13 protein-coding genes and 1 pseudogene are annotated in these 12375 nt (G+C 22.8%); 2 read left to right on the plus strand and 12 right to left on the minus strand.

The window, feature by feature from the left end:
* Positions 1–187 precede the first annotated feature (187 nt).
* A pseudogene (locus tag ACI2WJ_RS06840) lies at positions 188–1428 on the minus strand (IS256 family transposase).
* 182 nt (positions 1429–1610) lie between these two features.
* Between ACI2WJ_RS06840 and ACI2WJ_RS06845 the strand changes: the two are divergent.
* Positions 1611–1760, plus strand: coding sequence for a hypothetical protein (locus ACI2WJ_RS06845; protein WP_400255279.1), 150 nt, complete (start codon positions 1611–1613; stop codon positions 1758–1760).
* A gap of 144 nt (positions 1761–1904) precedes the next feature.
* On the opposite strand, the gene ACI2WJ_RS06850 is transcribed toward ACI2WJ_RS06845, so the two are convergent.
* The 11 genes from ACI2WJ_RS06850 to ACI2WJ_RS06900 form a co-directional block, all read right to left on the minus strand.
* Complete coding sequence (locus ACI2WJ_RS06850; protein WP_400255280.1) at positions 1905–2810, minus strand: hypothetical protein; 906 nt, start codon at positions 2808–2810, stop codon at positions 1905–1907.
* Positions 2811–2980: 170 nt separating this feature from the next.
* Complete coding sequence (locus ACI2WJ_RS06855) at positions 2981–3643, minus strand: hypothetical protein (protein ID WP_400255281.1); 663 nt, start codon at positions 3641–3643, stop codon at positions 2981–2983.
* Positions 3633–4319 (minus strand): ribulose-phosphate 3-epimerase, encoded by a 687-nt coding sequence (locus ACI2WJ_RS06860; protein WP_252319571.1) that lies wholly within the window; start codon positions 4317–4319, stop codon positions 3633–3635. Before ACI2WJ_RS06860 ends, ACI2WJ_RS06855 begins: the two co-directional genes overlap by 11 nt.
* A 13-nt stretch (positions 4320–4332) precedes the next feature.
* Positions 4333–5214, minus strand: a complete 882-nt coding sequence (gene rsgA, locus ACI2WJ_RS06865) for a ribosome small subunit-dependent GTPase A (protein WP_338979685.1) — start codon at positions 5212–5214, stop codon at positions 4333–4335.
* Positions 5215–5226: 12 nt separating this feature from the next.
* On the minus strand, positions 5227–6198 hold the full coding sequence (locus ACI2WJ_RS06870) for a serine/threonine-protein kinase (RefSeq protein ID WP_174481523.1): 972 nt from the start codon (positions 6196–6198) through the stop codon (positions 5227–5229).
* Positions 6199–6282: 84 nt separating this feature from the next.
* Positions 6283–7032: a protein phosphatase 2C domain-containing protein gene (locus ACI2WJ_RS06875; protein ID WP_400255282.1), complete on the minus strand. Its 750-nt coding sequence runs from the start codon at positions 7030–7032 to the stop codon at positions 6283–6285.
* Positions 7033–7043: 11 nt separating this feature from the next.
* Positions 7044–8327, minus strand: coding sequence for a methyltransferase domain-containing protein (locus tag ACI2WJ_RS06880; RefSeq protein WP_400255283.1), 1284 nt, complete (start codon positions 8325–8327; stop codon positions 7044–7046).
* 154 nt (positions 8328–8481) lie between these two features.
* Positions 8482–8850 carry a SemiSWEET family sugar transporter gene (locus ACI2WJ_RS06885; protein WP_174481526.1) on the minus strand — a complete coding sequence of 123 codons (369 nt, stop codon included), beginning with the start codon at positions 8848–8850 and terminating at the stop codon, positions 8482–8484.
* 5 nt (positions 8851–8855) lie between these two features.
* Entirely contained in the window at positions 8856–9203 is a 348-nt protein-coding gene (locus ACI2WJ_RS06890; protein ID WP_174481527.1) for a SemiSWEET family sugar transporter, read from the minus strand.
* Between the two features lie 206 nt (positions 9204–9409).
* A protein-coding gene (locus ACI2WJ_RS06895; RefSeq protein WP_400254448.1) for an IS5 family transposase occupies positions 9410–10199 on the minus strand; the annotation gives its coding sequence in 2 pieces (ribosomal slippage) (positions 9410–9937 and positions 9939–10199; 789 coding nt in all).
* Between the two features lie 163 nt (positions 10200–10362).
* Positions 10363–11483, minus strand: a protein-coding gene (locus ACI2WJ_RS06900; RefSeq protein ID WP_400254491.1) for an IS3 family transposase whose coding sequence is annotated in 2 segments (ribosomal slippage) — positions 10363–11240 and positions 11240–11483 — 1122 coding nt in all. Because the reading frame shifts where the segments join, the coding sequence is not laid out codon by codon here.
* Positions 11484–11805: 322 nt separating this feature from the next.
* Between ACI2WJ_RS06900 and ACI2WJ_RS06905 the strand changes: the two genes are divergently transcribed.
* Positions 11806–12048: a hypothetical protein gene (locus ACI2WJ_RS06905; RefSeq protein WP_400255284.1), complete on the plus strand. Its 243-nt coding sequence runs from the start codon at positions 11806–11808 to the stop codon at positions 12046–12048.
* Positions 12049–12375 lie beyond the last annotated feature (327 nt).

The following is a 12375-nucleotide window of genomic DNA, read 5'->3' on the forward strand; positions in this document are numbered from 1 at the left end:
ATATAAATTAAAAAAAGAGGATAAAATGAAACAAAAACAGATTCAAAAAACAAATGATAAAAATGATCAAAAAGTAAAAAAACTATCGAAACAAGTGATATTCAAACTGAAAATAATTTGAATTCAAAAGAAACTGATGAACAAACGAGGCTTTTTAATAATCTGTGTATCTTTGTTTTGCAAAGTACTAGTTCAGATTAATTCTGTCTTCAAATTTTATCATAAAATGAGCAATTGCTGTATTTCAATTTTGAATGGGCATTGTTCATTTTTTTGTTATATTTTCAATTGCTAAGTAAAATATTTTGAAAACTGCCATATCATTTGGAAAAACTTTTTTATTTCTGATGACTTTTCGTAATTGACTATTAACAGATTCAATAGAATTTGTAGTATAAATCACTCTTTTGATTTCTGGAGGATAACTAATAAAAATCATTAAATTATCTCAATTTTTATATCAAGATTTAGCAATTTGAGGATAGTGTTTATTTCATTTACTTTCAAATGATTCTAAAGCTTGCATTGCTTGTTCTTCACTACATGCATTATAAATTGGCTTTAAATCTGTAACTAGTGATTTTCGATGTTTGTATGAAACATATTTTAAACTATTTCTGATTTGATGAACTATACATAATTGATGTTCAGTTTTAGGATAAACTGATTGTATTGCTTCTGACATGCCTGTTAAGTTGTCACTACAAGCAATAAGAATATCATTTAAGCCACGATTTTTCATTTCTGTGAAATTTGCTAATCAAAATTTAGCGCCTTCATTTTCACTAATTCATAAACCTAAAACATCTTTTTTACCTTCTAAATCAACACCTAAAGCTATATAAACTGATTTGTTAATAATGCGTTTATCTTGTCGTACTTTAACTACTATACAATCAAAATAAACAATGGGATAAATGCCTTCTAATGGTCTATTTTGTCATGCTTTGACATCATCAATCACATCATCAGTAATTTGTGACTAATAACACTTTCACTAATATCAGCACCATGATATAACTCTTGTAACTGCATTCTAATATCTGATAATGTCATACCTTTTGCATATAAGGAAAGAACTTGTTGATCAAAACCATCAAATCTTCTCTGTCTTTTTGGCACTATTACAGGAGTAAAATTACTATTACGATCTCGTGGTACATCAATCTCAATTTTACCTTGTTGAGTTATTAATTTTTTTGAACTTATACCATTACGAGCATTGTCACTATTACTATGTTGATTTTTTTCATATCCTAAATAATTTTGCATCTCAGAATTCAACATTTTTTCAACTAAACGTTTTGTTAATTCTTTATATAAACCCCCTTCTTTAAAAACTGTTGTTAAATCTTCAGTATTTTCTAATAATAAATCTACTGCTTTTGATATTGGATCATTATTATTAAAGTTATCTTTTTTAGCCATCTGTAACTCACTCTTTCTAGTCATTTAATTATATTTACTAGAATTAATTAAACATAGTTATTTTTGTAAGTTACACAGATTACTAAACATTACCGAACAAAACTGAAAATTATAAATACGAATTAAAAAAACTTAAATTTTATTTTATAATTAAATTATTAACAATAATATTTGCATTTTTATTGGCAGTAGTTTTATATTTAGGTTTTTTATTAACAAATAAATTAGACTTAGATACATTATTAGAGTTTGAATGACCTTTATTACTACTGATGGGAATTACAACCACAACATTACTTCCAAGTAAAATATCTAAAACTATTAAAATTTAAAATAATTTTATAATTATTATTTCTTATTGCTTAAATTATATCCTTTTAACAAAAAATATTATTAATCTCTTTAAAAATAAAATTTTAAAGAGATTAATTTTTATTTTAAATTAAAAAAATAAATTATCACCAAATAATAACGTCTTATAACAAATTTTGATATGAAAAACTCTTTTCTACAATATTATGCTCATCTAAATCATTTATTGATTTTCATTTTTTACCATAATTTAAACTACTACTTCCTAATATTTTAGTTTTCTTTTCTGATTTATTAACTTTAGTTTTTAAAATTTTAATATCACTTTCTAACTCATTAATTTTAGTATTTAATCCATTATGTTCGCGAATTAATTTATCAAAACTATCCTTACTATATTTATTATTAATTGCTTTAATTTTATTACTTTCTCACATTCCACAAGTCAAAAATTTAAGTGGTCAATGTCACCATCTTCTTGCTAATTGTTTTTCATTTTTGAAATTCAAATTAAAATTATTAATTTGTCCACATATTTTATTTTTAGCTTCTTTTAGTATTTTTAAATCATGTATTTTTTCTTGCATTTCTTTAAAAATTTCATTAATGTCTGAACTATCATATAATGTTAAATCATCTAAACTTTTAGAACTATCTCTATACTTTATTTTAACTTCTAAATCAGTTTGTAAACCTAATACAAATAACTTATCTTCTGAAGTAGTTAAAACATTACTTAAATCATATTTATATATATTTTTAAAATCTATTGCTAATGCCCCCTTATTTACTTGTGCTTCTAAAAAACTAATAGTTACAGTAAACAAAGATAAAATTGGCATTATTGCTTTATCAGAATATTTTTTAGTACTTTTTCCGCAATTATCTTCAAGATAATTAAGATTTTTAATAACATTAGGAATATCTGCAACCAAAGATATACCTTTTAATTTTTCAATAATTCTTTTAAAATAAGGAATTTGAGTATTATGTTGTTTTTGATATCTTAACTTTATACTTTCAAGTTTTTTTATTAACTCTGTTGCAGATGACATTTTTTCTTTTACCATTTTTTAATTTTTCCTCTTTTAAAAAATAAAAAAACCCATTTATTTTTAATAAAAATAAGGGTTAGAAAACTTATATTAAGTTTATGATTTTTATTATACTATCTTTTTTTAAGATTTTATTAATATACTTTTGTCATAAAATAATAATTAGTTTTTCTAAATTTTAAAAATTATTTATGTAAAAAAACTAAACATTTTCCTTTTTTAATAATTAGTTTTGGTCTTTCTTCTTTGTTAAATTCATTACTAATAGTTTGCGTACTATTATTAGTAACAGTAATATCTTGATTTGGATAAAACTTACAACCACTAAAATTATAAATTACTTCTTCATTGTCTAAACTAAAAAAAGAAATATATTTATATGTTAATTGTCAATTGTAAAAAATATATTCTGATTTTGCTTTTAGTAAAAAACAATAATTATTTTCACCTAATAAAATTGGGTTAAAACATTCATATTTTTTTAATATATTAATACTAGCAAGTAACATATCCCAACGTATTCCATCACTTACTATCACTATTTGTTGAAAATCAATTTTTTTGGAAATTGCAGTAACTATCGAAAGTTCACTATCAATAAAATCTTTTTCTTTATTAAAAGTAATAATTTCAAAATTATGTATTTTACTTTGATCATTTAAAATCTTTAACTGTTGTTTATTAATGGTATCATTATCACCACAAATAAACTTAATTGGTTTGTTATATTTTAATAATGATAAAACACCAGTTTCAACACCAATAAAAATTGGATTAATAAATTGTTCTCAATTTAAATTATAATCACGACAAACAATTACTAATTGTTTAATATCACTATTTTTCATAATTTGTTAACATCGCAACTTGTTTTTTTACTGAATTATCACTATTTAATAAATAACTACCCGCTACTAGGTAATTAGCACCAGCAGCAATACAATCATTTGCTGTTAAATTATTAATGCCACCATCAACAGCAATTGTAATATTTGGAAAATTATTATCGATATGTTTTACTAACATTTTAATTTTATTAATAGTTAAATCTAAAAAACGTTGTCCACCCGCACCTGGTTGCACACTCATAATTAAAATTGTATCAAGATCTTTCAAATAATCATAAATTTTTGAAATTGGTGTATCAGGATTAATGGCAATTCCTTTTTTAAAACCAGGGTTTTTTCACTGCAGAAACTCTTTTAATTGTTCTTCTGTTAATGCTTCATAATGCAAAGTAATATTTTTAACTTGCGGTAAAATTATAAATGGTTTTAAATAATCACATACTTTTGATGTTGTTATCTTTACCATCATATGACAATCAATATTGATATTAGAACTAAATTTACATACATCACTTAATATTTTTGCACCAAAACTTAAATTTTCAACAAAATGATGATCCATAACATCAAAATGAATTCAATTAATTCCTGCATTTTGTAAATTTAATAAATCATCTTTTAAAGATAGAAAGTTAGCAGTTAAAATGCTAGCGGCAATTGTTACTTCTTTTTTCATATATTACCATCCTTTATTTTAAATTATTAATTTTATTGAATTCTATTAAAATTTTACAATAATCTTCATAAAAAAAACTAGAAATTATTTTATTTGCAACTGCTTTTTTAATTGCACATTCTGGTTCTTGCTGATGTAAGCAAGTACGAAACTTACAATTTTGTCAAATATTAGTAAAACTAGGAAAATTAGTAGCAATATCAATACTACTTAGACCTTGTAACTGAAAGACCGAAAAACCAGGTGTATCTGCAATAATACCATCATGTAAAAAATAAAGGCGAGTTTTAGTTGTGGTATGTTTACCACGATTTAAACTTGTAGAAATATCCTGTGTTCATAATTTTAAATTATTATCCAAACTATTTAAAGTTGAACTCTTTCCCACTCCTGAAGTACCTGTTAATATTGATAACTTGTTTGTAAAAACTTTTTTTAAATCTTCAATACCATTTTTTTTAACATTTGAAATAAAAATTGTTGGTAAATTTAAATTCTGATATGCTTTAACTTTTGTTCAAACTTCATTATCTTTAGTTACCAAATCAATTTTTGTAAATATTAAAATTATTTTTAAATGATAATAATTAAAAATAGTTAATAATTTATTTAATAGAAAACTACTAAGAAAAGGATTAACAAGAGAACTAACAATTAATACTTGATCAACATTAGCAATGCTTGGTCGATATAGTTCATTAAATCGAGGTAAAATTGATTCAACCAAAGGATTTTTATCATCTTTAAAATTAACTTTAACATAATCACCAACTAAAATTTTTGCTGTTTGAAATTTTAAATTTCCTTTGATTAAACAAGAAAAAATTTGATTATCAATTCTTACTTCAACAAAGTTATTTGCAACTCCAATAACTATTCCTTGTTTAAAATTCATAGTATCCTCCAATTAATATAAAATTAATATGCTTATAATAACACCAATAAGTAATAATATAATTAAAATTAAAGATAATAAAAATTCTTTTTTTAAATAAAATGGTTTTTTTAATTTTTGTGAATTTAAGTAATTTTTCTTAAATAACATATTATTTTTATTTTCCGTTTTTAAACAACAATCTAAATCATTACTCAATTCACTAATTGTCCGATAGCGATCATTAATATTCTTAGCAGTTGCCTTCAAAATAATATTTTCTAAACTTTGTGGAATATTCTTATTAATTTCATGAATTAATGGCATTGGTTCTTTAATATGTTTAGCGGCTAATATTTGTGGATTTTTATGAAAAAAAGGTGGTTTACCAACTAATAATTCATATAATATAATACCCAAAGCATAAATATCACTTTGAATTGTTGGTTTTTGAAATTTTACTACTTCTGGAGCAATATATTTCATTGTTCCTACAACTTGATTAGCGTGTTTTTTAACTTCATAATCATCAATAACAGCAATACCAAAGTCTAAAACTTTAATTGCTCCACTACTAGTTAAAATAATATTTTCAGGTTTTAAATCACGATGAATAATATTGACTGAATGACACGCATTAACCCCTTTTAAAATTTCTTTCATAATAACTATAACTTCATTAACTGATAAAACTGAATAATTACTTAAATATTCTTTTAATGTTTTACCTTCTAATAATTCAAAAACTAAGCATCAATCTTTCTTATCAATAAAAACATCATATACCAAAATAACATTGGGATGTCTAACTCTAGATACTGCTCTAATTTCTTGCAAAAATCGTTCTTTTATTAAGTCATCTAGTGGTGAAATTGGATTAATTACTTTTAAAGCAACTTGCCGATTTAAATATTTATCTTGTGCTTCATAAACTTTAGCCATACCACCCGAGCCAATAATTTTTAAAATATGATAACGATTATTCAATAATTTATTTATTTCCATTAGTTTCACCATTACTTTTAAATTTATTTTTTAAAAATTACTAACTTATTTATAATTTATATTTTACACAAAAATATCAAAAGACTAAAATTTTATTTCCATTAATAATGCAGTAACATTATCAGTTGAAACATTAAGTAATGCTTGCTTAATTAATAATTTAACTTTATTATTAATATTTCCATTTTTTTCTAAAATATTAACTATTTCATATTCTTCTAAAAAATCATGAACACCATCACTAGTTAAAAGAAAATATGATGGAATTATTAATGGTAAATGAAAAATATCAGTTTTTAATGGCTTACGTGGACCAAGAGCACTAGTCAATGCCTTTCAATAAGTGTGATTTAAATCAACACTTGATTCTTTAGTTGTATTTTTTTGTAAATATAAATTTAAAATATTATGATCAACTGTTAACTGTTTTAATCCTTGTTCACAATATTGATAAATACGTGAATCACCAATATTTACTAAATAAGCTTTGTTATTAGTAATTAAAATTATTACCATAGTTGTTCCCATATCAAGCGCTTGTTTATTACTTAAACTAAAATTATTCATTTCAATTTGAATAATTTCTATCTTTTCTTGTAATCATGCATGAATTTGTTTATCATGTTTTAATTTAGTAAAATCTGTTGTTTCAAAAAATTTTTTTAACATACTAACAGCCATATTACTCGCCACTTCACCACATTTATGACCACCCAATCCATCACAAACAACACCAATAACTTGTCCAGTGTTATTTGTTAAATATAAAACGGCATCTTGATTATTTGTACGATAATTACCAACATCTGTTTTATAACTAGCATTTATTTTCATAAACTGTCCCCCTATATTCCTTTTTTTAATTTACAAATATAAAATCCATCAGTATTGTTATTAAAACCAAAAAATTGTTTTTCTGCAATGATTGTCATATCTGGGTGATTTTTAACAAAATTCTCAATTTGATTTTGATTTTCTTTAATATTGAAAGTACAAGTAACATACACAACTATCGCTTCAGGTTTTAAAAGTTGATAAGCCTTATTTAATAATTTTGCTTGAACAGTAATTAACTGATTAATTTCTTCTTTACTTCAATTGATAAGTTTAACTTCTGGTTTTCTTTTAATTAAACCTCAAGCAGTACTAGGAGCATCAATTAAAATTTTGTCAAATTTATTATTAAAATCTAATATTGTAGAATCACCATATTTAAGTTTAGTATTTGTTACACCTAATTTTTTTAAATAAGTAGCACCAATTTTTAATCGTTCTTCATTTATATCACAAGCAACTATCTTACCGTGATTAGACATTAAAGCTGCCATATGGGCTGTTTTACTAGCAATTCCTGCACACATATCTAATACTTCATCATATGGTTGTGGATCTAAAATATGACTAACTAACATACTTGCTTGATCTTGTTTAATAATTTCACCATTTTCATATAATTTTGTGTTAAAAATTGACTTTGAACTAATAATACCATCAGATACTATCTCGCTTAAACAAAAGTTAAAAGATTTATAATTTTCATTGTTTAACACTTTATTAACAGTAGTTTTTAATGTATTAACTCTAAAACTAATTAATGGCATTCTTAAGTTATCTTTTATCAATTGATTTGCAATATTAATACTAAATTGTGATTTTATTAAAGAGTATAATCAACTAGGATAACTATATTTAATTAATTTAATATTTTGTTTACTTTCTTTTTGTAAATTAAATTCTGATCTAAATTTAGTAAAACATAAATCTAATACTTTAGAAATAATAAATGTTAGTTTATTATCAATGGTGCTTACTTTTTTTAAAGTATTTTCAATGAAAATTTCTTTATTAGTAATTTCTAAAAAATAGATTTCATATAAAACTATTCATAATAAAATAGTTATGTGAAAAGGAATAGTAATTACTGATTTCAAAACATTTCATATTTGATTTAATATATAATCTAAATAAATTTGATTTTTTAAGGTTCCTAGTACTATCTTTTCAATTGCTTCTTTTTCTGATAATGTTAGATTTTTATCTCGCATCATTTGTGCTAATAAAACATTACAATGACCTTTTTCTAGGATTACTTGTACTAGAATTTTATAAACATCATTTTGAATTATCATTATTTAACCCCACAGAATTTTTAATTATACATATATTATAACTTAAATTATATTTTTAATTTTGATAAGTATTTTACTACTATAACTATTAAAAAATGCATCATTACAATGCATTTTTAGTAATAAATTATTATTTTTTTAAAAAAATAAACTATTAAAAGTTACTCTTTATATTTACTTTACCTTTTCATTTTTTACAATCTTCACCATATTTATACATATTATTAATTTTAATACCAAGAATAATTCCTGATCATATTGCACAAGGTGTATTAGCACAAATTATAACTAAATCTTTCATTAAAATTGTTGATTCAGATCCACCATGATATGATAAATGAATAATGCCCCATAATACTCATAAACTGTTAGCTGTTGTATAAAGAATAAATGTAAGTAAAGAAATACCATCTGTTTTTTTAGTTTTTATTGTTTTTAAAGACTGTGGACAAAATGCTATAACAGCAATAAGTGCTCCAATAATCCCTATTATAGTAATAATTCATCATTCAGTATTTGCCATTATTTTTATTCCTCCAAAGTTTTAGCATTTTCGCCCAACGTTTTCATATTTTTTACTTTAACATAAATAATACAATTAGTTGCAGTCATTGTTACTGTATACGGTATTATTAAGGTAGAACCTCAAATTGCAATTTCAAGAGTATCAGCACCTTCTGGTCACATTACTGGTAATGTTACTGAAAGTATTCCAAATATCAAGAAAAAAAGATTAGCAATATTATAAATAATATAAGTTGATAAGATTATATGTTTAGTTTCCTTAGTTTTTATTGTTTTTATTGCTTGTGGAATAAATGTTATAATAGACAATATTCCGGCTAAATAACCTATAATTCCAATAAAAGTTTGCATTTTCATCCTCCATTAAATTTTAAGGGAGCATACCGATGTTGTCAATAATATTCAAATTTGTCTTTAAATTATAAGTTTAGACGAGAATAATTTAGACTTCAATATGCAATTGTAAGTTAATATTAACACTTCAAAAATATTAGTCAACAATAATACTTACTTTTATAACTCAAAAATTCTTATTAAAGTTTTCTTTAAGAACCTGTTTAGAATCTTTTTAATAAAACTGAAATAAATGAAAGAACAACCATTTGTAAACTAGTATTTAGTTTTCTTTCACAATTTTTTCATAATCTTCTGTATTTTTCTAATCAAGCAAAGCTTCGTTCTACAATTCATCTTTTTGGTAATACTACAAAAGTATGTAATTCATTGCGTTTTATCACTTCAACATTTGCATTTATGATTGTTTTGATTTCAGAAGCAAATTTTTCACCAGTATAACCAGCATCTACTATTATTTTTTGAACTGCAGAAAGATTTTCTTTTTCATTTTCAATCATTATTATAGCGCTATTACGATCTGTTTTTTCTGCCGTGGTTATGTAAATTGCATGTGGTAAACCTTGAGAATCAACAACAATATGACGTTTTATGCCTGAAATCTTTTTACCAGCATCATAACCTTTATTTTCAGTAGTATCTGTATTTTTAACACTTTGCGAATCAATTATACAAAAACTAGTTTGTTCTTTGCGATTATTGTTGATACGAACTTTTTTAACTAATTTTTTTTAAAATTAATTGCAATACACTAGGTTCTTTACCATTATTTTTACTTCAAATTTGAAAATAATAATATACAGTTTGTCATTTTGGAAAATTTTTTGGTAACATTCTTCATTGACAACCACTTTTTAATACATATAAAATTGCACAAAATATTTCATATAAATCTAAACTTCTTGGTTTTGTTTTCTTTTTACTATTTTCTAAAATTGATTTTATGTTTTCAAATTGTTCTTTGGTGACATGACTTGGATAATTTTTATGCATATATACCTCTTATTTTAAAATATATAATCATTTTACATTATTTTCGAAAAGATTCTAAACAGGTTCTAATAAGTTTTATTTTATTTTTATTTATTTTTTAAATTTAAGTTTTAATTTATAATAACTAGATAATTGTATTTTGGAATGGCAACCCTTTTTAGGACTATTTTTTGGTAGACATTTTTTCATGATATTTAACTGGAGTTAGGTAGTTTAAAGTGCTGTGGATTCGTATGTTGTTGTATCAATTGATATAATCAAATAATTCTAATTTTAATTGGATTAATGATGTAAAATTTTTATCATTAATAAATTCAGTTTTGAAAGTTTTGAAAGTTGCTTCAGCAACAGCATTATCATAAGGACAACCTTTTTTGCTTAAAGAACGGGTAATATTGAATGCTAATAAAAGTTTATCAATAGTTTTATTATTGAATTCATTACCGCGATCACTATGAAATATTTGAATATCTTTTAAACAGCGATTTGATTGCATAAATGCTTGATATACTAATGATGCATCTTTTTTAGTACCTACACTATGTCCAATAATTTCGCGGTTAAATAGGTCGATTAATAAGCAAATATAGTTTCACTTACCATTAACTTGAACATAAGTTAAATCACTAACAATAACTTCATTTTTAAGCCTATTATTAAAGTTTCTATTCACAAGATTGCTTATTTGGCTATCATTGACTTTGTTATGATGATTTTTAAATGATAATTTAGTGTATTTTGATATTAAATTATGCTGATTCATAATTTCTTTAATTTTTTTGCGTGATAAATAAATTTCTTTATTTTCTAGACTGACTTTTAATCTTCTTGTTCCATAAACTTCTTTATTTTGTTTAAAAGCACTAATAACAGCTTCATCATACATATTATTTTTGATTTTATCTTCTTTTTTCTTTAAATTAAAATAATATGTTGATTTAGAAAGTTTTAAAAAACGACAAATTGGACGAATTTTATATTTAGATTTATTATTTGTAATAATCTCTACTTTCTGCCTATTATTAGTGCTGCTTGCTTTAAAATATCATTCTCCATTCTTAATTGTTTTAATTCTTTATTTGCTTGAATTAATTGTTTTTCTAAATCCGAAAGATTATCTTTAGTTTTAAAACTGCCTGAATTTGTAAATTGCTTAATTCATTTATAAGTAGCTGCTCTTGTAACGTTGTATTCTTTAGCAAGGCAAGATACTGATTTGCCATTTTGATATAAAGATACTATTTGTTTTTTAAATTCATCATTATATGAGTTAATATTGGCCATAATTATATTTCCTTTCTTTTAACTAATTTGTTCACTTGTCTACGTAATTAGTGTCCAATAATGTGTAACCCATCCAATAATAATTTTTCAATTAAAACTATATTCTATAAAAAAATAATTTGTTATCAATTTATGTTATTAACAATATTTTTAATATTGTCATAAATTTAACTTATCATTTTATTTTTTATAAATTTACAAACTAATTTAATGTTCTTACACCATTTCATATTTTTTTAAAATCCTAAATATTATAAATATAATCTATGTTCTAAGTAAATCTTAAATTATGGGAATATATAAAAAAGTATTGGAGTTAAAAATGAAAAAAAATAATTTTATTTATGCGAGATATGATAAAGAAGATAACTGTTTAGGTGTTTATGACACTATGGAAGAAGCAATATTAAAAGTTTACCACATTGATAAAACTAATAAAAAACGTTATTATCAAGCCTATAATAATATTTGTCGTTCTTATCAAAAATATAAAAATAATTTTGGAAATGTTGTTTGTTATGAAGGTTTTTGATTTAAAATACCACTAAATGAAAAAGGCTATTAAAATTAAAAAAATAAAATAGTTATACTATGAAATGGTTAAGGATACTTAATAAAAATATTTTTTAATTTTATAGTTAAAACTCAATAAATTAAAAAACCATTACTTTGATTTATAAATATTTATTTTATTAAATTTTTTCAATTATTTCAATTATTTCTTTAGTTTAAAACTTTAATTATTAATAAGAATTTAAATCATAATATTTAATATTTTATTATTTATAAGTTGAAAAAATCTGAATGTTAGTAAACTAAATTAACCTTTACTAACATTCTTTTTTAGATTTAAAGTTTTTTATATATTTTCTAAAAAACAGAATACTTAATC

Origin of the sequence: Spiroplasma endosymbiont of Cleonymus obscurus (assembly GCF_964273375.1) — a bacterium.
Taxonomy (GTDB): domain Bacteria; phylum Bacillota_I; class Bacilli_A; order Mycoplasmatales; family VBWQ01; genus Spiroplasma_E.